This is a genomic window from Chitinophagales bacterium (assembly GCA_041392475.1).
Taxonomy (GTDB): domain Bacteria; phylum Bacteroidota; class Bacteroidia; order Chitinophagales; family UBA2359; genus JAUHXA01.
The window spans coordinates 3,568,519-3,592,198 of the sequence record JAWKLZ010000001.1; the positions used below are offsets into that span (position 1 = coordinate 3,568,519).

Here is a 23,680-nt window from a genome sequence, read left to right on the forward strand (position 1 = left end):
ATGATACCTAAAAAAGAAACTGCCTATTTGATTGAAGAAATACCGACTGACGGACACAGCCCATTGAAGTTTATATGTACAGACCGTGAAATATATTTTTGCAAATACCGAGTTTCTCCAAAAAAAATCGAAATTGATTGTTTGGTGTATGAAGCAATTTGTAGTATCCTATTACGCAAATTGGAGATTCCTACACCAAACATCGCTTTCGTTGAAGTCAAAGCAGGTTCTTATAACAAAGAGGATTTAATAAAAAACAAATTATATACACAACCTGGTATTATTTGTTTTGGCTCTAAGGAACTTCCCAATGCTCAATTGGTTACAGAGTTAGACAAAATCTCAAAAACAGAAGATTTTGAAAAATTTGAAAACCCGAAAGATTTAATACGGGTTGCTATTTTTGATTTATGGGTAGGCAATACAGATAGGGGAAAAGGCGGAAGCAACTTTGCACCTGGGCGATCCAATAATTATAATTTATTGACAATGCCTTTTGGAAATAAAAAGCAAATCATTGCCTTTGACCACGGTTTTGCTTTTGATGGAGAACACGGACTTGGAATTTTTAACGAAAAATTCTTGCCAGATATAAAGGGCAAGCTATTTGGGACTCAATTTTTTAATGATATATTGAGTTACATAACTTTAGAGGAAAGAAGACAAATAGCAATAGCATTTATTGAAAAGATACAAAAAATGGATGTAGATGCTGTTGTTTCTTCAGTTTATAGTCAATTACCTGTTGATTGGAAACGTATTGAAGGCTTGAAAGACAAAATAATAGCATATCTTTCGAGTGGTGAGAGATTAGAGGTTTTAATAAGGATTGTTAATGAACAAATTATAGGTAGTATATGAAATCTTACATCAGTATTCTGTATGCAAAAACAAATTCTATCACAGATGAAAAATTATCTATTGGGGTAATTTATTTTTCTGATGACAAAGCTATACTGCGAGTTTCAGAAAAAAAGATAGATTTGGTAAAGTATTTAACGAATGCTGAAGTAAGCTCTTTTTTAAGAAGCAATATTCATTTATTTGAAAATAAAATCAATGCAATAAATGAGAAATTGAAGTTAGACAGTTCTAATAAGGGTATTTTGAACAAAGATTATTTTGAATATTTGAATAAGTATAGTCAAGGATTAATTTTGTTTGAAAAACTGAAACCTATCTATAATGGTTTTGGTGAGGAAGAACTGGAAGAAGTGTTGTCAAGATTTATCGGGGAAGATGTTAATTTAACCTCTTTTGAAGAGAATGCAGATGTAGAAAATATTAATAATTTAAAGAAGGGAACTAAATATCCTCAAAGGAATAAAAAATTAACTATTCGTCCCGAAATGATAAGTGGAATACTGAAAACAATTACTCTTATAGGAGGATATTACAAAAATAATAAAATTCAGTTGTTTAAAAAAATCAACCTATCTAAAAAGCATTATTATGTGATAAGTGATCTGTATGAACTTAAAGCTCTTCAACATTCTTTGTCAAATAAATTTAATATTGCAGAGGCTAATATTGATATTAATTTGTTAGTAAGTTCTAAAATTGATGATTCAACTCAAAAGGATAATGATTTTTTATTGAATGATGATTATACTGTTTTTTACAATGGCAGCGATTGGAGGGAGAAAATAATGTCTTTAGAGGAAGATGGGTACAGGGATATCAGACAAAAATTAATACTGCAATGAAACGGGTAAACATGTCGGACTTCCTTTCCGACCCCAATAGATATAAACTCAAATCGGGGAGCGAACCAAACGCTCCCCTTTGTCCGTTTGGGAATCACTATCAATGGATTGGATTCGACAAAGCCGAGCAGGAGTTTGTGCGGTTTACGAAGTCGGTGTTTAAGAAATTGGTGAATGAGAAAGAGAATAAAAAATGAACAATACAAAAATAGCAGAATTCTGGAACTGGTTCATAGCCAATGAACACACGTTCTACTATGGCACCGAAGAAGATACCTTGAGAGAGGAACTGTTTGTCGAGTTGGACGCAAAAATCAAGGAAATCAGCGAAGATTTGGCCTTTGAATTCAGTCCGATATTGGAGGGAGAAGTCAAGCAATTCACCCTTTCGGCAGACGGCATTAGAGATGTTTTTCCAAGTGTGATTAGCCTAATTGAGCAAGCTCCCAAACATCCACATTGGGAATTTGTAGCCTTTCGCCAAAGGATTGATACAGAGGATTTGACCATACAAATGGGTGACGTAGAAATGGATGTTTCGGACATTTATTTTCGGTTTGCAGAAGTGGACGATACTTTGGGAATTGAATTGAACATCCGAGGATTTGAAGATTCTGACCAAGAAAAAATGGCAGTTTTTATATTGTTGGATAGTTTGATTGGCGAATACGATGTGGTCATGCAGATTGGCTGGATTGAATGGGTGGCATTGGACGAGCGCAAAATAGGGCAGTTAAGCACCTTTGTAAAGTTGCGGGACTTGGTGGACAAAAGAAAAGAAAGTGGTTTATACAATCACAACTAGTTAAATAACAAGCTTGAAAAATAAAAGAGGGGATTTTTTTATTTACAAGTACCATGAAAATTCAATCGAATATCAAACACATTTATTGGTTTGCTCATTACCATTTAGACTGTCCAAGTACCCGTTATCGAGGGCAATTGCCATTGCAGTATTTAGCAAAAAATATGGGTATTGAATATGATTTTATTTATCCAGATAGATCTGCAAATGGATTATGGAAGTTTTTTCGAGTATTTTTCGCTGCACTTTTGTTCCGCAAACCTAATTCACTGATTGTCATTCAAAAAATTTGTAGCAATGGTTGGTATGCAAAAGCTTTGAAGTTGCTCATTTCCCTTCGACCCAAAAATACACTATATGATATTGACGATGCAGAATATTTGAGACAAAACAGTGCATCCCTTCATTTTTTTCTGAGGAACTGTGAAAAAGTCTCAGTGGGCAGTGATGCCCTCAAAGAATATTGTACACCCTTCAATCCCAACGTATTTGTTCTTACTTCACCTGTAAAAAATCATACAATCAGAAAGACGAAAAGAAACAAAAAAATACATATTGGTTGGGTTGGAGATTTCGGAAATGGTAAAGAAATATCAAAAGCATTTTCTCACAAAACAAGCATGTTCAAACTGTTTTTTCCTGAACTTCAAAAGATACAACAACCTGTAAAATTGAGTCTCATTGGAGTTAAAAACAAAACTGATATTCCCGAAATCCTAAACTATTTCGAACAAACACCAAATGTAGAACTGGTCATTCCAACTCACCTTGATTGGCAATCAGATGATTGGCTGTACCCTGAAATCTCCAAATTTGACATCGGTATTTCTCCAATGGTCAATCACCCCTTCAATCGTTCCAAATCTGCCTTCAAAGCCAAGCAGTATCTTTCGGCTGGCGTGCCAGTTCTTGCAAGTGATGTGGGAGAAAATAACAAGTTTGTGAAACATCGACAAAATGGTTTTCTCTGTAAAGAAAAAGGAGATTTCCTATCCGCCATACAGCAGATAATCGAGATGAGTGATGAGAAGTACTTCAAAATGAGAGACAATGCTTTGATAAATAGAGAGTTTTACTCTATTGAGCGATATTGCAAAGAGTTACTGAAAATAAGACAACGAGATACAAAGTGACTTTTTGTCATTCAAAAAAAGTTTTCACTGCCATTTTTTCTGATTTTCTTCAATGGCACAACAATTGACTTCAATACACCAAACAACAACAAGTAAAAAATCAATTTAACAATATGAAACAAGACAATTTCACCATCAAAGCATTGGATGCGCTACAAGCGGCACAACAAGTCGCCTTCAATGGTAGTCATCCCAACGTTGATACCTCCCACATTCTCAAAGGAATATTGGAAGTCGACCAAGATGTTGTTCCGTTTTTGCTGAACAAAATGGAGGTTAACAAAAACATTTTGTTGGGAAAAGTAGAAGAAACACTGAGTAAATTGCCGAAAGTAAGCGGAACAGAGAAACAATATACTTCTGACGCTTGGAACAAAGTCATTATGACTGCCAATCAACTGGCGCAAGAGTTTGGTGATCAATACATTTCCTTGGAGCATTTGTTTTGGGCTTTATTGAAAGTAGGCGATTCTACTTCAAAGCTATTGAAGGATTTGGGCATCAAGGAAAGCAACTTCAAAGCGGCATTACACGAACTCCGCAGAGGCTCAAAAATCACCGATCAACACGCCGAAAGCAGCTACAATGCGCTCGATAAATACGCCAAAAACTTGAATCAAATGGCTCGTTCGGGTAAACTCGATCCTGTGATTGGACGAGATGAGGAGATTCGGAGAGTGATGCAAATTTTGGCGAGGCGCACCAAAAACAACCCGATTTTGATTGGACATCCTGGGGTGGGTAAAACAGCGATTGCAGAAGGTATCGCCTATCGAATTGTTAACCAAGATGTTCCCGAAAATTTGAAGTCCAAAATCATTTATGCACTCGACATGGGCGCATTGATGGCAGGTGCAAAATACCGAGGCGAATTTGAAGAACGATTGAAGGCTGTCGTGAAGGAAGTCACCGAATCGGACGGAACCATCGTATTGTTCATTGACGAGATTCACACACTCATTGGCGCAGGCGCATCGGAAGGTTCGATGGATGCTGCCAATATTTTGAAGCCCGCATTGGCGAGGGGTGAACTAAGAGCAGTTGGAGCAACGACTTTGGACGAATACCAAAAGCATTTTGAAAAAGACAAGGCCTTGGTAAGGCGTTTTCAGCCTGTTGTGATTGACGAGCCGACTTTGGAGGACAGCATTGCGATTCTTCGAGGATTGAAGGAACGCTATGAGAATCACCATAAAGTGCGGATTCAAGATGATGCTATCATTGCAGCCGTCACGCTTTCTGACCGCTATATTACCGAGCGACATTTGCCAGACAAGGCGATTGACTTGATTGACGAAGCAGCAGCCCGTTTGCGGATTGAGATTGACTCCATGCCCGAAGAATTGGACAAAAAAGAGCGTGAATTGATGCAATTGGAAATTGCAAGAGAAGCGATTAAGCGGGAAAGCAACGATGCCAAATTGGATTCTATCAATGAGCGTATCGCCAATGTGAGCGAAGAACGCAACCGATTGAAGGCAAAATGGCAGAGCGAAAAGGTGTTGATTGACAACATTCAAACCCAAAAGAAAGCCATTGAAGACTTCAAAATCCAAGCGCAGCAGTTTGAGCGAATGGGCGACTATACGAAAGTAGCCGAGATTCGATACGGCAAAATCCAAGCTGCGGAGAAAGAAATTCAAGCTTTGGAAGCAAAATTGGAAGATTTGGGAGAAGGTCGAATGTTGAGGGAGGAAATTGATGCAGAAGCAATTGCAGCCGTTGTATCGAAGTGGACAGGTGTTCCCGTCACTCGAATGATGGAGGGTGAACGTGACAAATTGATTAAACTTGAAGGACAACTGGCAAAACGTGTAGTCGGGCAAGAGGAAGCAATTCAGTCTGTGGCAGAAGCGATTCGCAGAAGCCGTGCGGGTTTTCAAGACCCAAATCGTCCGATTGGTAGCTTTTTGTTTTTGGGAACTACGGGTGTGGGAAAAACGGAATTGTCGAAGGCTTTGGCGGAGTTTATGTTTGACGACGAACATTTGATGACCCGAATTGATATGTCGGAATTTCAGGAACGCCATGCCGTTTCTCGTTTGATTGGTTCGCCTCCAGGTTATGTGGGCTATGAAGAAGGCGGTCAATTGACTGAAGCTGTGCGCCGCAAACCTTATTCGGTGATTCTATTGGATGAAATTGAAAAAGCGCATCCTGATGTCTTCAATATTTTGCTGCAAGTCCTAGACGAAGGGCATTTGACCGACAACAAGGGTAGAACGGCTAACTTCAAAAATACAATTGTGATCATGACCTCGAACATCGGTTCGGACATCATCCAACGCAATTTTGAAGGTATCCAACCTGAACAATTGGAGGAGGCTGCCGAAACAACTAAAGCGGAGGTGATGCAACGATTGAAACAAACGGTTCGCCCTGAGTTTTTGAACCGCATTGACGATATTTTGATGTTTCATCCATTGATGATGCCTCAAATTCGCAACATCGTCCAGCTTCAATTGAAGAAAGTGACGGCTTTGGCGGCTAAGAATGGTTTGCAGATTGAGTTCACCAATGAGGCGATTGATTGGATTGCCAAAGAGGGGTATGAGCCGCAGTTTGGCGCACGTCCGATTAAGCGAGTGATTCAAAAGTATGTGGTCAATGAGTTGAGTATGCGGGTATTGAAGGGGGATGTAAATAGAGAAGGTAAAGTCCTGATTGATGCTTTTGAAGGAGAAGGCTTGGTGTTTCGGAATGTGACAGATGCCGTTTTGGTTTGAACACAAAAGCACTGAGACACAGAGGATTTTGGGAACTAAGTGGAAACTTTGCCAACTTTGGCAACAGTTGAAACAGTATAGAGTTTGAACAAGAAGAATTTTTTAGGGTTGATAAAATTAGGTTTACTCCCTTCATTGCAGATAGCAGTGGAGGGAGTTTTTTTGTTTCCTCACTTGTTGACTTCAAAGTTTTCGCTTAATCAATCACCATTAAAAGTTGAAGATTCCCCATTTATGTAGTTTCATAATTCATTTTTCCAATTAGAAAATAAAATAATGAGTGATGAATGAAAATTATCCTTTCAATATCTAAAACTCACACTTTTTTGTTTTAAATTGCCCTTCGGATCGGTTGAAATCACACAGTAAAATCAAATAAAATGAGATTTTCAACCTTAATTTTGACAGCAGTTTTTCTAGTAGTAGCTTCTTTTTCAAGTCTTTTGGCTCAGAATTTAGAAATTTATGTCAGCGATGCGGGTAACTTCAATCTTCCACCATGGCAAATATTGAAATTTGATGAAAATGGAGAAAATCCAGAAGTGTTTATCAGTGAAAGTTTGGCTTGGCCACAAGACATTTTATTTTTGGAAGACCAAGGCATTGTGCTGATTTCCAACTTTAGTACCAATCGAATCAATAAATATGATGCCAAGGATGGGCATTATTTGGGGATTTTCAAAACGGGTATTAGTGGGCCTACGAGAATGAAAATTGGGGCAGACGGCTTGCTATATGTATTGCAGTGGAGTGGAACAGGAAGAGTGAAACGCTATCAATTGGATGGAACTTTTGTGGGCGATTTTACCAATGTTGGCGTTCCTGAAAGTATCGGCTTGGATTGGGATAAGGATGGGAATTTGTATGTTTCGTCATACTATGACGGTTTGGTTCACAAGTTTGGAGTCAATGGCGAAGATTTGGGCTTATTTATCAACTCCAATTTGATGGGACCGACCAATATTTGGTTTGATGCGAATGGAGATTTGTTGGTGTTGGATTATGACGGAACATCCGTCAAACGATTCAATTCAGAAGGAGTGTATCAAGGTTCTTTTATTGGGGGCTTGAGTAAGACAGAGGGAGTTGATTTTTTTCCGAATGGCAATATTTTGATAGGAAACGGCGCAACAAGTTCGGTGAAAATGTATGACAGTGAGGGCAATTACATCAAAGACTTGGTTCCTTCTGGCTCTGCAAACTTGAAAAACCCCAATGCAGTAATTATCAGAGATCCAACGTCAGTTGCTATTGAAGAGGTGGATTTTGCAGCCAATTTTGTGACTCCTACTGTTGGAACCAACTTCAATTTCATCTCCCAAAACTCATTGAATTTTGATTGGATAGAAGTCTTTAGTACATCGGGTACATTTGTGGAAAGAATAGAAATGAAAAATCATTCGATTTGGAACGCAAGTGAATACGCTGAGGGGCTTTACATTCTCGTAGCAAAACGAGGAAACAAAGTAGTTGCTACACAAAAAGTGCTGGTTCAGCATTAGTACATCAAAGCTGAGTGAACACAGACTTTGAAAGTTTATTTCCGAATACATTTTTCAACAAACACGCCATATTCACCTGACCCAAAATACATTCCTCCAATCAAATCCACGACTTCTTTGGTCAATAACTGAATTTCAGTAGTCTCATTCAATTCAAAGGATCTTCCGTCCATCGAAATCAAATGATTGGTAGGGGCATTGAAGTGAATATTAGTGTGGAAAAAATACCGAATCACGTAACCGCAGGTGACATCTGTATTTGGATAAAGGGTAGAAAATACTTTGGGGTTGCTAAGAGTTGTGTGCAAATCTCTGGTCTTCTTGGCATAACCAACATCTGTTCTTTGTTGCAAAGCTGGAAGCATTTTAATTTCTTGATTTGGATGTGAGGAAGATGTCATGGGCATTAAACTCATTAAAATCAATAGAATAGGGGGAATCATTTTTTAGGCATTTAGGAAGATTGTAACAAATCAGTATAGCATTAGTTTGTTCATCTTCAAAATAATTTTGCAAAATCCAAAAATGTAAAGTATTTTTGTCATTAAGTAAATCAAATTTGTCTTTTAGGAAACTTTTTTTTACAAAAAGATGTTCCCTGTTCAAATCAACTAAAATAAGTTTTACATTATGGCAACAACAACATCATCATTTTTAGAGCGTGAAAGAAAGAGTTTGGAGAGAATGAAACGTTTTCAACTTCCTCATTACTTCAAAAAAATAGGCATGGGATTGGCAATTTTCTCTTTTATTGCCTTATTCGCCAACGCTTTTTCAGTAGAAATCGAAGCTATCAGATGGATGGCAAAATATGGGTTATTAGGTGGTATGTTACTCATTTCCATATCGAAAGACGAAATTGAAGATGAATTCATCACCAAGCTCCGAATGCAATCCTACACCTTTGCTTTCATTGCAGTAGTGCTGTTCACCTTGGCGCAACCATTCATCAATTTTTTGGTAGATTTCATTGTTGAGGGAGGAGAAGCCGTTTTTAAGGACATGGGTGATTTTGAAATTTTGTGGTTTTTGTTGAGCGTTCAGGTATTTTACTTCATGTACTTGAAAAAACTCTATCGATGAAAAACCGCTTGAAAATTGAACGAGCGATTTTGGATTTGACCCAAGAAGATTTGGCTAACAAAATCGGTGTGTCGAGGCAAACGATTAACTCCATCGAAAAAAACCGCTATGTGCCTTCTACTTTGTTGGCATTGAAGCTTTCTGCAATATTTGGGAAGACGGTCAATGAGTTGTTTGAGTTGGAGGAAGGGGATTGAAAAATTTGAAGATTGGAACTACTTTTATAACATAGCTGTTATTGGCATAAATAAAGACAATAACAATAGAGATATGTTTTTAGAAGAAAAAGATGATGTTATTCTAATTCGGTTTGAAAACCAAATCGAAAAACAAATTTTGGAGAGAATCATCAATAATAACAATCAACTGATATTTCAACTACAAAAAGACAAAGAAGGTATTTGTTTGACAAAGCTTGGACAAGCCAATCATGTCTGCAATGTTCCCATAAATGTTTTGTACTCCAATGAAGATTTTAGTGTAAAACTCATTTCCAATTTAGCGCATACACCCTTTAGACTAAATGACAAAAAATATGAGAGTGTTGAGGGGTTTTGGCAAAGTTTGAAGTTTCAACAAGAAAATGACAAAAATGAAATCGCTAAACTACATGGAAAGGAAGCCAAAAAAACAGGCAGTCGTCAAAACTATCACAAAAATATTTACTTTGAAAGAAAACGAATCAAAACAGGTTCGTCTGAACATTGGAATTTAATGGAAAAAGCTTGTCGGGCCAAATTTTCTCAGCATATTGAAGCCCAACAAGCCTTAGTAAATACAGGTAATCGCCCATTGTATCACCGTCCTTCAAAAGATAGTACAACCATTCCAGGTGCAATCATGGCAGAAATTTGGATGAAAATAAGAGAAGAATTGCTAAACGATTGAAATTAAAACTCATAAATCAATTCCAAAAGCCCACTTCGCCAGAAGTGGAGCTTTTGGAATTGATTTATTGTTTCAAGAACTTCCCTCTGACAAACCCCTCTGGAGTTTCCAAAGAAATCGTATAAAAACCAATCGTTTGATGATCTTTCATGTTTTGGGCTTTGTGTGAGCAGCAAATATCTAAGAAGTCAACAAAACTGCCACTTGTTCTAAATCTTCATCAATAGCAGCCGTTTCTTTTTGAGGAATTTTAATATCGTGTTTTTCAAGAAGTTTCTGCAATATTTCATTCATTTTGGGAGTGCGAAATTGAATTTTTAGGAGCGCATCCAATAGGTTGTGATAAATTTTTTGTCGTTTATCATAGTATTGTTGAAGTTCAAAACCTGGATCTTCGTTGAATGTTTTACATTCATCTTCACCAATATTAATAAGTTGCTGAAAATGTTGCAATTCTTCGATATGATTTACAACATCAATCTCTTCTGGGCTATATTTAAAAAAATTATTTTTGTTCATAATATTCAATCTTTAAAAAACCTTTTGAAAATGATTTTCCAGTTCTTTGACGCTGTCTAGTTTTGGTAAATAAATGCTTCCATTCTATTTGTTTTGATATATACCAAAAATGCCTTTTGTGGTCTTTTGGATATATTCTAACAAAATACAAATCAAGGTCTTTGGCTTGGTATTCTTGTTGAATTTTAGCCAATTCATTTTGTTTGTTTAAGAAAACAAAACCCTCTAAAAAAACAACAATATCAATATCATTTGGGTTTCGCTTTAAAGTGACAAAACTACCATCTATCCACACTGTAAAGTTGGGGGTTATTTGTTCACTAAATTGTGTTATGAAATCCAAATAACTCTCAAACAAAAGCTTGCGTGTTGTAGAACTGCGTATCTTTTCAACAAGATATTCTATCAATTCGTTCTCCTCGGTGAGAATTTCTTTTGCAGGTGTGAGAAAGCCTTCTCGTGTAAAGTTTAAAGCCATATACCAAATTGGAAATAATATTTGAGCGAATATACTTAAATAACTTTTCGACGTTATTAATTTTGGAAAGAAATTTGCAGCCTAAAGCACAAGACTTTAAATACATCTCACCTGCTTTATAAATCTATTTCTTTGATTCAAACTTCCATCTCACTCAAAAAAACTATTCCCATTCGGAGCTACTTTCACTCCAAAAGCATCCACAAAATTTCCCGAATCAGCATCGTATCGCTGAATCTCACCATCGCCTGCAAAATCTTTGGCATCGCTGACATACAGATAGTTGGTAACGCCATCGTAGCCCAATCCATACAAACTCACCACATTGTTGCCGTCAATGAAAGGTGTGGTTTGAACGGTGGCTTCTCCGATGGGTTGGCGATAGACTGCACCTCCAAAATTGTAGAAAAGCATCGTTCCAGTGGCATTGGTCACTAAGTCAAAATTGAAGTCCTGAACCGTTGCGCCCAAATCGAGAGTATCTTCCACTGCAAAAGTGTTGGCGTTGATGCTAAACAACGCACCATGTTCATTGTCATTGTCATCAAAGACATTGCCCGAACAAGCGACCCATATTTTACCATTGGCATCTCTTACAATTCCTCTCGGTGTATATCCGACTTCAATCTCAGCAACTACTTCCCCTTTTATGATGTTAATCACGGCGACCTTTCTTTCATGCCCAAAACCTCCCGAACACAAAACCCATACCTTATCTGCTACCTGCAACATTTTGTCAGCACCAGCAGGAGTAGAGATAGTATGGATAACACTCAAATTAGCAGTTAGTATAATTGCAACACTTGAAGTCAAACCATCTGCACCCCATTGGGATACATAAGAGATATCTTCATCAAGTCCCAGAAAAAACCGAGGTTGTTCCAATCCTGTGACTTCCCCTTCCAGCACAAAAGTTTCGGCATTCGCTTGTACAATCTTATTTGCGCCATTCACCACCACATACACCTTATCTTGAAACACATTGACCGATTGTACCACACTGCCCAGTGATTCGGTATTAACCCGTGCAAAAATTTCATTTTCCACCACATTCGTTTCTCGATTGAAGAAGGAAACCGTACCCAAACCTCCTCCAAATTGCCCTTCGTTGGCAATCAAGACTCCTTTGGCATACAGTGGTGTCTCGATTGGAGGTGGTAATACGCAACAATCCTCATCATCTTTGCAGGAAGTGGCAAACGACAATACAATGACTATAATAAAAGCACCTAAAATACGCAAATGATTTTTCATATTTTTTTAATTACTGGGTTTTAGAATATCACAAATAGGCTGCAAAAGTAGCTTTTTCCTTTAGAATTTACCTCCAATTTTTAGTCCAAACTCCCAATACCGCAAAGGCATTGCTCTAAAAGCAATCACTTGATAGCTTTCATTCCAAAGATTGTTTACCTTCAATTGCAGTTGTAGCGGATGATTTTTATTTTTTCCCAAACTGCAATGTTTAGCCAATACAATACTTCCCAATTGGTAAATGGGAAGAGAATTTGAATTGTCAGCGTTGGTGTAGCGTTTGCCTATCAATTGGTGGAAATAACGAATATCGAAATATTGGTTGGAGTGGGTGATTCCCAATTTTACGGTATGCAAAGGCACATAAATCAACTGTTTCCCAACTGCCTTGTCATTCAAATACCTAGGCTTTTGATTGGTTGTGCGGGTAAAAGCATACATCACATTAACATTCCAATAACCGTTCGTTGTTTGTTTTTTCACACTTGCTTTCCCTTCAAAACCCCTTGACCAAACTTCCTGTAAGTTGCTCGGACTATAATAGCCCTTATTTGTCGGCAGCCAAAGTATCCAATCTTTGATGTTGCTATTGAAGACATTGAGCAATATATCTGCTTCAATACCTTTGATGGGCAGTCGCTGGGTAATTCCAATTTCTTGATTCCAAGCGACTTCTGCCTTCAAATTGGGATTACCACCCACTTCCCAATACAAATCATTGAAGGTGGGGAGGCGGTAATTTCTCGAAAAATGGGCATTTAGACGAAAAGAGTCATTCAAAGCATACTCCCATCCCAAAGCTGGCACGATGGGCGCAAATATTTGACTATCTACCATTTCTGCCCGACCACTCAATACTACTTTCAATCGTTCTGCAAAAAAATGAGTCTTCAAAGCACTGAACATACTGGTTCGATGGCGGCTAAATCCAATGCTACCATAACCATCTGTTTTTGCGTAGTCGTGTGTATAATTGAAGCCTAATTGCCATTGAAGCATCGGTGACAACTGCCACTTGTGTTCTATTTCGGCAATAGCTGCTTTTGAATGATTGTTGGAGAGTAGATTGACAGCAGAATCCACATAGGTCAAGTCTTCATAAAGGAACGCCATTCGAGCTTCAATGCTTCGGTTGTCAAATACGCTTTTCCAACTGAGAGCTGTGCGGTAAAATTGGTCGCTTTGGGTAGCCTTTGAAGGGGCTGTGAGCATGGTTGAAGGGATTTGGCGGTCAGTTGTTTGATACCAAAATTGGAGTCCCAACTGGTGTTTCCCCCCAATTCTCAAATAATTTTGCTGCAATATGCCTTCTTGCTTCAAGGCTGCATTTTGTTGGATTTCGCTGGGTTTTGCAGCAAGAGTAGTGTTGGTGAAGGAAAAATCGTTGGTGGCTTTTTGGTGGTAATATTGCAGAGAAGACACCCATTTTTTTTCACTCCAATTCACTTCATAACTTTGGTGGTGTTTTCCGAAACTGCCCAAACTTTGAGCGATGTTTATGCTTTTGCCTTGCCCAAAGGTGGGTTGATTTTGAAGGTGAATCACTCCACCAATTGCACCGCTTCCAAATAAGGCACTGCTGCCACCATATTGAATTTGGATGTTATCGGTTGTGCTGACAGGAACTAAGGACAAATCGAGTATGCCGTTCATCGAACTTTGCAGATTGAAGCCATTCCACAGAATAGCGGTATGCGACGAACCTGCGCCTCTTATGTTGGTGCTTGCCAAACTGCTGAGTCCATAGGTTTTGACAAAAAGGGGGGATTGTTGTTCTAATACATCGGCGAGATTTTGGGCAAAGGATTGCTGCAAAATAGAAGAGTCCAATGTTTGCACTGATTGACCTGTATGGAACTGCTGCAAACGGGATTGGGTAATTTCTACTACTTGAAGTTCAATGGAATCCGTCATTATTTGGGTCGTTTGGGCTTTTACAGACACGACCAAACTCACCATCAGCCAAAAATAAAATAGGTTTTGTTTCATTGCTGCAAAATTACGTTAAGTTTTGGAATTGGCTTGTCTCCTACAAACCTCAAAACTTGTTTATAAAAACTTATCTTTGTAATCCATTATCTTTGTTATGACTTATAATTTCGATACAAACAATGAGTTTACAAGAGGAAATCAAACAATCATCGTTTAGAAATGAACGACAAAAAGGAATCATCAACATTGTTTATACCTATAATTGGGTGCGAAATCGTTTGAAGGAATTTATTAAACCTTATGGCATTACGATGCAGCAATACAATGTTTTACGTATTCTGAATGGGCAAACTGAGGCTATTTCTACTGCCGAAATCCGAGAACGAATGTTAGACAATATGTCAGATGCTTCTCGAATTGTGGATAGATTGTATAAAAAAAACTTGGTGAAACGGACACAATGCCCTGATGATAGGCGTTTGGTGGATGTGAATATTTCGGAATTGGGCCAAAAACTGCTTCAACAAATTGATCGAAAAACGGCTGAAATGGATGGTATATTGAAGGGCTTAGAAGAAAATGAAATAATTTTATTGAATGAATTGTTGGATAAGGTGAGGATATAATATATTTCTATTCAAAAAATATAAAGAGTTTGTATTAAGAGTTCATTTTCTTGAACTTTTCAAAATCAAATACAGTTATAATAATTGTGCTTCAAAAAGTAAAATACTTATCAATCTCAAAAATTATTTATCGTTAAATTTCTATATTTTTTCATATAAATATTTCTACCCAAAATGACTGACTCAGACGACCCTCTGCCGTCCCTTTCCTCTCTCTATGATGTTTTTATTTCTTTTTCTGTAAAAGACAGAATCTTCGTAAAAGATTTATACGAGATGCTGGTTTCTCAACTCAACATACAACCGTGGTACTCTGGCGAAAAACTCAGAGGCAAATATCCAAGTTGGCTACTCTACGACATTAATAAAGCCATTCGACAATCAAAGTATTGTATTGCTGTATTTAGCAGAAATACCATTGACAGTAAATGGTTTTATGCTGAAGTAGGCGGTTTCTTTGCAAAGGAGACGCTTCATCAAAGGAGAATCATTCCCATTTTGTACGAAATGAATTACGAAGAATTTTTGTACTATTTCCCATTATTCGCAGATAGATTTGCGATTACTGAGTATCACAATTTTGAAGCTATTGGTAAACAAATTTTAAAATTTATCTTTGGAGATCAATCTATTATAAAAAGTGATGCTTTTCAGCCTATCGAAGATTCAAAGAATTGGATACGTACGAAGACGGGCTTGTATGTGTCTTCTCACAACATTATTACATCTTCAAAGGAAATAAGTAGAAAAGATGCAGATTATTCGATTTCGTATCAACAGAATGAATTGATTTCTAACGACTCTCTCTTTGAGATACATCGAGTTCATGCAAATATATTTCAACTACTTGATCAAAATTATTTTTTGAAAATGACTATGGAGAAGTTCTTCTCTACCATTACAACTTCAAAGCAAGCTGAATTTTCGCCAAGTTCTTCGGTGATTTATGATTCACTCATGCGGCGAAATATTATCTAATCACCTGAAGCTACTCATTCTTCAAATCCCGAACATCAAAACTGCTGGGAAGTGTACTTTTCCAGCAATTTTTTTCTTTTTTGTCAAAGTAGCGCAAAATGTTCTTGTGTATTTCTTCCTCATTTTCTTCCATATCCAAAACTTGATGGCTCAAATCTTCAAAGCGTTTTCCTTCCTCTTCCCGAATCCAAACCTCTCTCCCACCTATCGGCGCTCCACCATTTGACATTCCTGCAAAAATTCCCAATAATACCTTTGGTTTTGAAGCACTTGCTAAGCGCATGACCATATAAATCTGCCTATCGTCTTTTTCCCTTCCATCTAGCAAACACCGCAAACAGCCTCCTCGCAAGGTCAGTTCTGAGCGATACACAATGTTGTGTTCTCCTTTCATCTCAATAACTGTATTCCCATTTTCTTGAAAAATGTGCAGGGGTGCAGCCAGCAATTCTGACCTACCCGAATTTGTTCTCACATAGCTTTTCCATGTGCCTCCACAGCGCTGTAATATTTCATCGTGCGACTCTGATTTAGGCACTGCCAAATTCTCAAAAGTCCTAAAATCTTGATAGCCTGCATGTCGAGCGATGGTGTCTAAATAATTTTTGCTGAGGGCCAAAAACTCATTTTCTTCCATCTTATTGAGAGGTCTATACATATTGTCGTAGATGTATCTCTCTCCTATCATTACTCCTTTCAACCGCCCTTCGTCTATTGCAGCGTTTATTTCTTCAGTTAATTCTTTAAAATCAGCATGATTCAGCGATTTGCCTGTTTGTTGAGTCACTTTGGTTAACAACTGCTCTATCTTTTTTGCTTCAACTTTCATTGACTTGCCTTTTGAAAAACTATGGAAAAACTATGGAAAAACTATGGAAATACAATGAAAAGATGGGCAAAATCTTGCAAAACCACAATCGCCAATCTCCATTTTCCATACAAACGACATCAATACTTTCCCAACAACATAAAAATTTTAGGGTTGCCAAATAATTCTACCAATAACAAATTGCTTATTATTTGTTATTGCAACTCTGCAAAACTCCACAAAACGATGGATTAGTATGTAAATACTAAGTAAAAAGTCTGTAAACCATTGAATTAAAGCACCTTAAATTTGCAATGTAATTACACACGAGCTGGTATTACTTCATTTTATTTTTTCATAATTTAAAATATTAACTATCATGTCTAACGTAACTTCTATTGCAAGTAATGGTGTTTTTGGTGAATTTAGTCAATATGTTATCACTAATCCGAATGCTGTAAAAGGCGGAACGGATGGAAGTGCAGCATCCGAGGTATCTCCTGAACACGTGAATCTATAGCATTTTTATAATGTATGGTAATTGAAAAGGCAGATAAACGAAATAATATGCTCGTTTTCTGCCTTTTGTTTTATTATATGCCCCTTTCTTCCAGCTTCTTCAACAACCATTCTCGGTGAACAATCCACTTTGCTTCTTCAATTTCCTTCTTCAAACGAATGTATTTTCCTTTGTTCTTATTAAAAGTAGCAGTCTTCAAAATACGACTAATAAATCTTGCAAAATTTTGATACGGAAGTATTCTCTCCTTCAATTCTTTGTTACGGAGATACTCTTTAAAATTGTTAATTTCAGCCTCTACAGGCAAAGTAAGTGACTCTTGTGTGTCATAGTAACAAATGATGAGCAATGTTCTTCGCCAAATTTCAAAGAAAATAAACTTTGAAGTCATTTTATTGAGCCAACTAATTGCAGTTGCATAGTCAGGTTCTTTACGGTAAACATACAGTAAGGCTTGACAATAAGCATATATATCTTCTGCACGATGAAAAGGAGTTAATTTTTTTTCGTATTTTTCTATAAATTCCTTTGTCCAGTCCCATTCTCCAATGTCAAGTGCGATCGCTACAACATTTCGATAAATCGCATACCCCAATTTCCCTTGTACGAGGAGAAAGTCTCGTTTCAACAATTCAACATAAAACGTGTATAGAATCCTTTTGTATTCGGATTTTCCCAAATTGATTTGTCTAATCAAAAAATTGAAGATAAGCTCTCGAATGTTATTGCGTTCATGAAGAGGAATCTTCAAAGCAACCTCAAAAAATTCTTTTTGCAGTTGTTCATAATGAACATTTCCGTCATCTTCGGTCAGTCCCATTAGTAGGTAGTAATAAAGCCTAAAAAGAGGGGACTCATTCCATATAAGAGGCTTCAAATGTTCTAAGTAAGGCAAAAAAGCAGGCAAATTCAAATCTTCTATGTTTGCATCTACAATCTTGCTTCTATCTATAAAAAGTCCTATGTACTTCAATTTTTCGTGTAGATAGAAAAACTCCAAATGCTTCAAACCCTCTTTTATATATTCGCCTCTCTTGAAATTATCTTCCAGTTTAAAAACCACGCTTTTTTCCATTTCCAAAATAAACCGATGGTACCAATGAGAGGAAGATTTTTCTTTAGCTGCGTGAAACTTATTTTCAAACTTTTTTAATTTATTGACATAATACTTATGAGTAAACTCATCTTCTAAGCCTCTTCTGTGCAAATACTTTAAAGTCCATATCCCTTTCTCCAAAGAATTATCTTCCTTCATCCATTGATACCTAAAAAAAATATCTAAGTGCCTGTCTAAATTAGACAGCCAGTTGTTAATAATTCTTGGGTCTGCCCCACCATCTTGGCGCAGTTTTTCCCACAAATAGTTATCGTTGGGATTCAGCACCTCTCCATTGGCATCTTTTTTGGCGAAAACCATATAGTATTCATACAAAGCATCCAATACATCAGGCAATACTGCTTCTTTGCCTCTAGGCTTGAAAAAAAAAGGCGATTTGAAATAATCCTTAAAATCTTGCCATTCTTTCTCCTCAAAGCTTCGCAAAATTCTAAAAGTCTGAGATTGTTTTGTCAATGTGGGCATACGCTAAAATTGGTTTTTGAGCTTAGAAAAAAAATCAAAAATGTTTTTGGGCTTTATTCAACTTTCTTTTATAGTCTCATTATCAGCGAAATACTTTTTTTAAGTCCTAAAAAAGTGAAAATATATTGCCGATTTCAAAGCTATTTTAGGGAAAAAGTCTTGTTGCAATTCACACCGAAACCCAGTAAATTGCCAGTAGAATCAAAAAGTAAATGCTGAATGTTACTTATCCCAAAATAGGAAGAAGTGCCTAATTATACATAAGAAAATAATAACGCTATCAGAGAACTAAATATGAAAAACCTGTTGGTAATTTAACAATTTATTCAATTCTAGTTGAAAATAAAATCAAAACTAATAAAGCGGTTTCCCCTAAAAGGAAACCGCTTCTGTTTTACCAAAGATAACAATTACAACGACCATATTCTGGCTATACCATACATTGAAGTAGCAATCAGCCCTACCTGCTAATTGGTACTTTGCATGGATTTTGGACTTTGGACGAAGGAGCAAAGATGCAAGAAGTAAGAAATAAGAGCTTAATTGATTAATAACCAATTATTTGCACCCAATCATGTCAATGAGTTAAAATTTTGATTATCAACTTTTTATATCTTGCATCTTACTTCCTACTTCTTTCGTCCAAAGTCTAAATGGATTACATTACCTAAATCCATCTATCCAATAAATTAGCCTAATTAACCACCAAAATTATCAGCCCATGCTAGAACTACTATGCTTTGCAGTGGATATGCTGCTATTGATTCTCACTGTACTTATCTTAAATACAATTCCCAAACCTCCTCCACCGTATGTAGGTGTTTGGAAACTAAAAAACGAAAACCCTCCTAATGAGCCTTATGAAAAAGCAGTATGGCAATTATACGAGCCTACCTTTGAATGGACCCAAGAAGGAACTTATTATATCAAAACCCAAGTTTATAAAGAGGATTGTAATTATAAGGTGATGGGAGGAGGAGACTATCTCATTATCAACTTTGTTGAAAATGCACAGTACAAGAAAAACTTAGGGGTTATCTCTTATGAAAACCGAATCATGATAGGAGGAGTACGCAATTTTTTGATTTTCAAAATTTTAAAAACATGGCAAGAAACTACTCCTACAAACAATCCTCCTTTCTTTATGCAGCTGCAACAAATCCCTTTTTCCAATGCTTCAAGGAAACTCCCACATATTTCCCATATCAAAAAACAAGAACGAACTTATAGGGAAGAAAAAATAGAAATGCCCCAACTTACCCTGAAAAGAATCAAATTGGATTATGAGCCATTGTTTCCCTATAAATTTTGGGAAAAGAAAAAAGGGTGATGAAGTGTTAAAGTTTTACAAATCTGAATTAACACTAACCAAAGAAGATGCAGACAAATTGAGGCAGTGAAGGGCAAGGTTTCAACAACTCTCTAAAACCAAAAAAACCTTATTCAATACCATTATTACGACCTACGGCATCACAATCCATACAGTTATATGCAAGTAGATAAATGTGTGACAATGGATGCTTTGTTTTTACTAGAAAGTTTTGAATAAAATTGTTATTTTTGGTGTGTTCTCAAAAATACCTTTACATGCAAGTTACAAAAAGCAAAAATCACATTCTTATTGAAATACCTGTTGAAGTCAAAATAGATGATTCTTTTTTTGCAGAATTGAAGTTTCAACTCTTGGCTCAAAAGTGGAAAGAGGAAAGCAAGTTCTTTTCATTCACCAAAGATATTGTCCAAACAGAGAGTTATCAAGCTATTCTGAAAATGGGAAACACTGCAATTCCATTCATTTTGAAGGAATTGGAAAAAAAACCTAAACACTGGTTTTATGCCTTGAAGCATTTGACCAAAGAAAACCCAATACAAGAAAGCAGTAAGGGCAACCTTCAATTAATGACTAAAGATTGGATGCAATGGGGAAAAAGAAACAACCTACTCTAACATCAAAATACTTTCCCAATTCTTATGAATCACCCTTCATTATTACAAGCGCAGAAACGGATAAATACAATTGTGTCGCATGGAGTATGTCAGATATTGAAAGGTGGTGGGATGTATGGAAATGTAGTTATTTTTATGAGAAAGATGATTGTTTGAATATATTTTCATTTTTTAATTAAGAAAAATTTTCACTCTCATTCCAAGTAAAGTGAGAGTGAAAATTATTTCATCCATGCTAATATTACACAAATAGTTCCTGCAATTTCATCGCCACCATCATATCCCCTTCAATGCGAACCTGACCACTCATCACCGCACTCATAGGATTCAGCTCTCCTTTGGTCAAAGCAACGAAATCGACCAAAGACAATTTCACCGAACAATCCGCCTCGCCATCACTTGCCGAAACCACATTCTGCGCCCCCGTTCCGTCAATGAACAATTGCTCTCCACCAAAGTCAAACTTCAAAGTATTGCCCAAAGGTTCCGCTTTTGCAGCTTGCGCTTGAATAGCAGGAAGAATATCCTCCACCTTCAATGCACCATTTACAGAACCGTTTGAAGGATTTGCATTTGCAGCAGCTTTGGGTTTTGCAGTGCCATCTGCAGCTATTTTTTTATTTTGATTTTCATTCTTGACGCTTGCTTTTTGATAGCCATGTCCATCAATCACAATCTTGGCAATAATCTCTCGCATAATCTCCGACGAACCACCCCCAATCGTACCAACACGAACATCCCGATACATTCTCGCCATTGGGTATTCCTCCATAAAGCCATAGCCCCCATACATTTGCAGGCATTGAGTTGCCACTTTTTCGTGCAATTCAGTCGCCAACAGTTTCGCCATCGAACACAATTTGACATCATAAATGCCATCGCCATACATTTTGCAGCAATGGTAAGTAAAAGCCTTCAATGCCTCCACCTCACTCGCCATCTGTGCGATTCTATGCCGCAAAACCTGAAATTTGTTAATTGGTCTGCCAAAAGCCTCCCGTTCTGACATGTATTGAAGGGCTTGATCAATTGCCCATTCCATTGCAGAAACGCCCGCAGGCACGGCACACAAACGCTCCAATTGCAAGCCGTTCATCAAATAGTAAAAACCCTTGCCTTCTTCCCCAATCAAATTCATGGCTGGTACTTTCACATTGTCAAAGCTCAACTCCGCAGTGTCCGAAGCGTGCCAACCCAATTTCTTCAATTTGCGAGCAGAAACTCCTTCCGTATTTCTATCAATGACCAACAAACTCACGCCAGCCGAACCCAATTCTGGGTTGGTTTTCACCACCGTCACAATGAAATCACCATACACCCCATTGGTAATAAAAGTCTTAGAGCCATTCACCACATAATGATCGCCATTTTTGACAGCTCTCGTTTGAATGTTTGCAGCATCCGAACCTGCTCCTGGCTCGGTAATTCCAATCGAACAAATCAAATCGCCACTGATGATGCCTGGCAAATATTTTTGCTTCAATTCCTCCGAACCATACTTCAAAACGTAAGGCCCAGACATATACTGCGTCACCTGTTGGGTAATCGCAAAACCACCCGAATTGGTGCGTCCCAATTCTTCATTGAAGACCACATCGTAGAAAAAATCCAATCCCATTCCGCCATATTCCTCTGGATAAGACAAACCTAAAAAGCCCATTTCCCCCATTTTCTTCCAAATATCTCTTGGGATTCGTCTGTTTTCTTCCCACTCATTGATGTGTGGAACGGCTTCTTTCTCCAAAAAAGCCCGAAAGCTCTGTCTGAATAGTTCATGTTCTTCGGTAAAATAATAATTGCTCATATTTTTTGCTGTGTTTATGTTTTCTATGTGTTTCTTCTGTTCAAACGTCACCAAACTCTATCGAGTGTTGGCGAGTTTTTCGCTATTTGTTGTTTTGCATTTCAAGAGGATGCGATTAAAAGGTATTACATCAATTAAGCTGTACTGTTTCAATTCCAAAATAGTCGATTAAAAATAAAAACTTCAAAAAGTTTATTTTTTTATTGATTTTCAATATGTTGAGTTAAATTCTTTAGCTTCCAAAACTATTTTTCTTCAATTCTGATTGGTTTCAATTCCAGTATGGTACGATTAGTACAGTGTGTTTCAATCCCAAAATGGTACAATTAGATTAATCCTCAAAAAGTGAGTGATAATTTGCTGACATCTGAAAGATTCGGCAACATTAGAACGGCTTGATTGTATTGAAGTCCGCTTCAACTGTTGCCAAACTTTTCAAGTGTTGGCAAAGTTTTCGCCAATACCAATCCCTACTTCCCCATCATCTTCTTAAACACCTTCGGCAATCCCATCACATCCGAATTCAAATGTTGCGCCCCATCCACATACAAACAAATCCCAGTGATGTAACTCGCCAAAGGACTTGCCAAAAAACAAACCGTATTCGCCACATCTTCCACCGTTCCGAAACGCTTCAAAGGCACAGCTTCACGAGCTTCTTCAAACATATCTTGAACAGGTTTGGGATAGGTCGCCAAACCCGAAGACTCAATCGTGCCAGGAGCCACACAATTGATACGGATGTTGTATTCACTCCATTCAACGGCAAGCGTTTTGGTCAAATTCTCGACTCCAGCCCTTGCAGCTCCTGTATGCGCCATCCCTGGAAAACCCCGCAACACATTGGCGGTAATGTTGATGATGTTGCCCTTTTTTTGAGGAATGAAAAAGGAAGTAGCCATTTGACGGGTCATAAAAAATGTGCCGTTCAAATTGTTGTTAATCACCGCATTCCAGCCCTTATTGTTGATGTATTCTGCCAAAGCAGGAAACTGTCCCCCTGCATTGTTCACCAAAATATCCAATCGTCCATGCTGCTCTTTGATGTGTGCTGCAAGGGCTTTGATGTCCTCCTCCTGTCGAATATCGCAAGCCTTGAAGTCACATTCCCCAAACGCCTGCAATTCCTCCGCCGACTTCTTCAATGCGCCCTCTTTGCGGGAACATATCGTCACTTTTGCGCCCAATTGCAGCATCATTTTTGCAATTGCATAACCGATGCCACTGCGTCCTCCCGTTACAAGGGCTATTTTGTCTTTGAATAAATCGTTTTGAAACATTTTTTTTATTTTAAAACTTTGGCAACGGTTGCAGACCTTGCCAACAGTTTGTCATTCATAAATATCCGCTTTAACTATTGCCAAAATTGGAAATTGTTGGCAAAGTTTT

24 protein-coding genes are annotated in these 23,680 nt (G+C 37.5%); 15 read left to right on the forward strand and 9 right to left on the reverse strand.

Going from position 1 to position 23,680, the window contains the following annotated elements; translation table 11 throughout:
• The 7 genes from R3E32_13345 to R3E32_13375 all read left to right on the forward strand — a co-directional run bounded on the left by R3E32_13345 (nucleotide 1) and on the right by R3E32_13375 (nucleotide 7,872).
• Entirely contained in the window at nucleotides 1-861 is an 861-nt protein-coding gene (locus R3E32_13345; GenBank protein ID MEZ4885712.1) for a HipA family kinase, read from the forward strand.
• Complete coding sequence (locus R3E32_13350) at nucleotides 858-1,706, forward strand: hypothetical protein (protein ID MEZ4885713.1); 849 nt, start codon at nucleotides 858-860, stop codon at nucleotides 1,704-1,706. The genes R3E32_13345 and R3E32_13350 overlap by 4 nt, the downstream gene beginning before the upstream one ends.
• Nucleotides 1,703-1,903 carry a hypothetical protein gene (locus R3E32_13355; protein MEZ4885714.1) on the forward strand — a complete coding sequence of 67 codons (201 nt, stop codon included), beginning with the start codon at nucleotides 1,703-1,705 and terminating at the stop codon, nucleotides 1,901-1,903. The genes R3E32_13350 and R3E32_13355 overlap by 4 nt, the downstream gene beginning before the upstream one ends.
• Nucleotides 1,900-2,511, forward strand: coding sequence for a hypothetical protein (locus R3E32_13360; protein MEZ4885715.1), 612 nt, complete (start codon nucleotides 1,900-1,902; stop codon nucleotides 2,509-2,511). The genes R3E32_13355 and R3E32_13360 overlap by 4 nt, the downstream gene beginning before the upstream one ends.
• Before the next feature lie 53 nt (nucleotides 2,512-2,564).
• Entirely contained in the window at nucleotides 2,565-3,644 is a 1,080-nt protein-coding gene (locus R3E32_13365) for a glycosyltransferase (protein MEZ4885716.1), read from the forward strand.
• Nucleotides 3,645-3,757: 113 nt separating this feature from the next.
• Nucleotides 3,758-6,370, forward strand: a complete 2,613-nt coding sequence (gene clpB / locus R3E32_13370) for an ATP-dependent chaperone ClpB (GenBank protein MEZ4885717.1) — start codon at nucleotides 3,758-3,760, stop codon at nucleotides 6,368-6,370.
• Nucleotides 6,371-6,750: 380 nt separating this feature from the next.
• Nucleotides 6,751-7,872 (forward strand): T9SS type A sorting domain-containing protein, encoded by a 1,122-nt coding sequence (locus R3E32_13375; GenBank protein ID MEZ4885718.1) that lies wholly within the window; start codon nucleotides 6,751-6,753, stop codon nucleotides 7,870-7,872.
• Between the two features lie 35 nt (nucleotides 7,873-7,907).
• Here R3E32_13375 and R3E32_13380 read toward each other — a convergent pair whose 3' ends face one another.
• A complete protein-coding gene (locus R3E32_13380; GenBank protein ID MEZ4885719.1) occupies nucleotides 7,908-8,237 on the reverse strand; it encodes a hypothetical protein in 330 nt (109 codons plus the stop codon).
• 265 nt (nucleotides 8,238-8,502) lie between these two features.
• On the opposite strand from R3E32_13380, the gene R3E32_13385 reads away from it, so the two are divergent.
• The 3 genes from R3E32_13385 to R3E32_13395 all read left to right on the forward strand — a co-directional run bounded on the left by R3E32_13385 (nucleotide 8,503) and on the right by R3E32_13395 (nucleotide 9,843).
• A complete protein-coding gene (locus tag R3E32_13385) occupies nucleotides 8,503-8,955 on the forward strand; it encodes a hypothetical protein (GenBank protein MEZ4885720.1) in 453 nt (150 codons plus the stop codon).
• Nucleotides 8,952-9,152 (forward strand): helix-turn-helix transcriptional regulator, encoded by a 201-nt coding sequence (locus R3E32_13390; GenBank protein MEZ4885721.1) that lies wholly within the window; start codon nucleotides 8,952-8,954, stop codon nucleotides 9,150-9,152. The genes R3E32_13385 and R3E32_13390 overlap by 4 nt, the downstream gene beginning before the upstream one ends.
• A 73-nt stretch (nucleotides 9,153-9,225) precedes the next feature.
• Nucleotides 9,226-9,843, forward strand: coding sequence for an NADAR family protein (locus R3E32_13395; GenBank protein MEZ4885722.1), 618 nt, complete (start codon nucleotides 9,226-9,228; stop codon nucleotides 9,841-9,843).
• Between the two features lie 180 nt (nucleotides 9,844-10,023).
• Here the strand turns inward: R3E32_13395 and R3E32_13400 are convergent, their stop codons facing one another.
• The 4 genes from R3E32_13400 to R3E32_13415 all read right to left on the reverse strand — a co-directional run bounded on the left by R3E32_13400 (nucleotide 10,024) and on the right by R3E32_13415 (nucleotide 14,083).
• Nucleotides 10,024-10,362, reverse strand: a complete 339-nt coding sequence (locus R3E32_13400; protein MEZ4885723.1) for a hypothetical protein — start codon at nucleotides 10,360-10,362, stop codon at nucleotides 10,024-10,026.
• Nucleotides 10,349-10,771: a hypothetical protein gene (locus R3E32_13405; GenBank protein MEZ4885724.1), complete on the reverse strand. Its 423-nt coding sequence runs from the start codon at nucleotides 10,769-10,771 to the stop codon at nucleotides 10,349-10,351. The genes R3E32_13400 and R3E32_13405 overlap by 14 nt, the downstream gene beginning before the upstream one ends.
• Before the next feature lie 219 nt (nucleotides 10,772-10,990).
• On the reverse strand, nucleotides 10,991-12,094 hold the full coding sequence (locus tag R3E32_13410) for a hypothetical protein (GenBank protein MEZ4885725.1): 1,104 nt from the start codon (nucleotides 12,092-12,094) through the stop codon (nucleotides 10,991-10,993).
• A gap of 60 nt (nucleotides 12,095-12,154) precedes the next feature.
• Nucleotides 12,155-14,083, reverse strand: a complete 1,929-nt coding sequence (locus tag R3E32_13415; protein MEZ4885726.1) for a TonB-dependent receptor — start codon at nucleotides 14,081-14,083, stop codon at nucleotides 12,155-12,157.
• A gap of 122 nt (nucleotides 14,084-14,205) precedes the next feature.
• Between R3E32_13415 and R3E32_13420 the strand changes: the two genes are divergently transcribed.
• On the forward strand, nucleotides 14,206-14,652 hold the full coding sequence (locus R3E32_13420; GenBank protein ID MEZ4885727.1) for a MarR family transcriptional regulator: 447 nt from the start codon (nucleotides 14,206-14,208) through the stop codon (nucleotides 14,650-14,652).
• A 174-nt stretch (nucleotides 14,653-14,826) separates the two neighbouring features.
• Entirely contained in the window at nucleotides 14,827-15,630 is an 804-nt protein-coding gene (locus R3E32_13425) for a TIR domain-containing protein (protein MEZ4885728.1), read from the forward strand.
• A 10-nt stretch (nucleotides 15,631-15,640) separates the two neighbouring features.
• Here the strand turns inward: R3E32_13425 and R3E32_13430 are convergent, their stop codons facing one another.
• The gene (locus R3E32_13430; protein ID MEZ4885729.1) at nucleotides 15,641-16,459 is read right to left on the reverse strand and encodes a hypothetical protein; all 819 of its coding nucleotides are present in this window, start codon (nucleotides 16,457-16,459) and stop codon (nucleotides 15,641-15,643) included.
• A gap of 358 nt (nucleotides 16,460-16,817) precedes the next feature.
• On the opposite strand from R3E32_13430, the gene R3E32_13435 reads away from it, so the two are divergent.
• Complete coding sequence (locus R3E32_13435; protein MEZ4885730.1) at nucleotides 16,818-16,958, forward strand: hypothetical protein; 141 nt, start codon at nucleotides 16,818-16,820, stop codon at nucleotides 16,956-16,958.
• A gap of 73 nt (nucleotides 16,959-17,031) precedes the next feature.
• Here R3E32_13435 and R3E32_13440 read toward each other — a convergent pair whose 3' ends face one another.
• The gene (locus R3E32_13440) at nucleotides 17,032-18,540 is read right to left on the reverse strand and encodes a hypothetical protein (GenBank protein ID MEZ4885731.1); all 1,509 of its coding nucleotides are present in this window, start codon (nucleotides 18,538-18,540) and stop codon (nucleotides 17,032-17,034) included.
• Between the two features lie 721 nt (nucleotides 18,541-19,261).
• Here R3E32_13440 and R3E32_13445 point away from each other — a divergent pair.
• Together R3E32_13445 and R3E32_13450 are read left to right on the forward strand one after the other, a co-directional pair.
• Nucleotides 19,262-19,870 carry a hypothetical protein gene (locus R3E32_13445; GenBank protein ID MEZ4885732.1) on the forward strand — a complete coding sequence of 203 codons (609 nt, stop codon included), beginning with the start codon at nucleotides 19,262-19,264 and terminating at the stop codon, nucleotides 19,868-19,870.
• A 257-nt stretch (nucleotides 19,871-20,127) separates the two neighbouring features.
• Nucleotides 20,128-20,487 carry a hypothetical protein gene (locus R3E32_13450; protein ID MEZ4885733.1) on the forward strand — a complete coding sequence of 120 codons (360 nt, stop codon included), beginning with the start codon at nucleotides 20,128-20,130 and terminating at the stop codon, nucleotides 20,485-20,487.
• Between the two features lie 241 nt (nucleotides 20,488-20,728).
• Here R3E32_13450 and R3E32_13455 read toward each other — a convergent pair whose 3' ends face one another.
• Both R3E32_13455 and R3E32_13460 read right to left on the reverse strand, forming a co-directional pair.
• Complete coding sequence (locus R3E32_13455; GenBank protein ID MEZ4885734.1) at nucleotides 20,729-22,291, reverse strand: acyl-CoA dehydrogenase family protein; 1,563 nt, start codon at nucleotides 22,289-22,291, stop codon at nucleotides 20,729-20,731.
• A gap of 470 nt (nucleotides 22,292-22,761) precedes the next feature.
• Entirely contained in the window at nucleotides 22,762-23,571 is an 810-nt protein-coding gene (locus R3E32_13460) for an SDR family oxidoreductase (GenBank protein MEZ4885735.1), read from the reverse strand.
• Between the last annotated feature and the right edge of the window lie 109 nt (nucleotides 23,572-23,680).

Coding starts and splice junctions, on each gene's coding strand:
- R3E32_13380 (MEZ4885719.1), bottom strand. CDS start 8,237: ATGCTTCCAGCTTTGCAACAAAGAACAGATGTTGGTTATGCCAAGAAG.
- R3E32_13385 (MEZ4885720.1), top strand. CDS start 8,503: ATGGCAACAACAACATCATCATTTTTAGAGCGTGAAAGAAAGAGTTTG.
- R3E32_13390 (MEZ4885721.1), top strand. CDS start 8,952: ATGAAAAACCGCTTGAAAATTGAACGAGCGATTTTGGATTTGACCCAA.
- R3E32_13435 (MEZ4885730.1), top strand. CDS start 16,818: ATGTCTAACGTAACTTCTATTGCAAGTAATGGTGTTTTTGGTGAATTT.
- R3E32_13420 (MEZ4885727.1), top strand. CDS start 14,206: ATGAGTTTACAAGAGGAAATCAAACAATCATCGTTTAGAAATGAACGA.
- clpB (MEZ4885717.1), top strand. CDS start 3,758: ATGAAACAAGACAATTTCACCATCAAAGCATTGGATGCGCTACAAGCG.
- R3E32_13440 (MEZ4885731.1), bottom strand. CDS start 18,540: ATGCCCACATTGACAAAACAATCTCAGACTTTTAGAATTTTGCGAAGC.
- R3E32_13345 (MEZ4885712.1), top strand. CDS start 1: ATGATACCTAAAAAAGAAACTGCCTATTTGATTGAAGAAATACCGACT.
- R3E32_13455 (MEZ4885734.1), bottom strand. CDS start 22,291: ATGAGCAATTATTATTTTACCGAAGAACATGAACTATTCAGACAGAGC.
- R3E32_13400 (MEZ4885723.1), bottom strand. CDS start 10,362: ATGAACAAAAATAATTTTTTTAAATATAGCCCAGAAGAGATTGATGTT.
- R3E32_13430 (MEZ4885729.1), bottom strand. CDS start 16,459: ATGAAAGTTGAAGCAAAAAAGATAGAGCAGTTGTTAACCAAAGTGACT.
- R3E32_13395 (MEZ4885722.1), top strand. CDS start 9,226: ATGTTTTTAGAAGAAAAAGATGATGTTATTCTAATTCGGTTTGAAAAC.
- R3E32_13360 (MEZ4885715.1), top strand. CDS start 1,900: ATGAACAATACAAAAATAGCAGAATTCTGGAACTGGTTCATAGCCAAT.
- R3E32_13350 (MEZ4885713.1), top strand. CDS start 858: ATGAAATCTTACATCAGTATTCTGTATGCAAAAACAAATTCTATCACA.
- R3E32_13365 (MEZ4885716.1), top strand. CDS start 2,565: ATGAAAATTCAATCGAATATCAAACACATTTATTGGTTTGCTCATTAC.
- R3E32_13425 (MEZ4885728.1), top strand. CDS start 14,827: ATGACTGACTCAGACGACCCTCTGCCGTCCCTTTCCTCTCTCTATGAT.
- R3E32_13410 (MEZ4885725.1), bottom strand. CDS start 12,094: ATGAAAAATCATTTGCGTATTTTAGGTGCTTTTATTATAGTCATTGTA.
- R3E32_13450 (MEZ4885733.1), top strand. CDS start 20,128: ATGCAAGTTACAAAAAGCAAAAATCACATTCTTATTGAAATACCTGTT.
- R3E32_13415 (MEZ4885726.1), bottom strand. CDS start 14,083: ATGAAACAAAACCTATTTTATTTTTGGCTGATGGTGAGTTTGGTCGTG.
- R3E32_13460 (MEZ4885735.1), bottom strand. CDS start 23,571: ATGTTTCAAAACGATTTATTCAAAGACAAAATAGCCCTTGTAACGGGA.
- R3E32_13375 (MEZ4885718.1), top strand. CDS start 6,751: ATGAGATTTTCAACCTTAATTTTGACAGCAGTTTTTCTAGTAGTAGCT.
- R3E32_13355 (MEZ4885714.1), top strand. CDS start 1,703: ATGAAACGGGTAAACATGTCGGACTTCCTTTCCGACCCCAATAGATAT.
- R3E32_13445 (MEZ4885732.1), top strand. CDS start 19,262: ATGCTAGAACTACTATGCTTTGCAGTGGATATGCTGCTATTGATTCTC.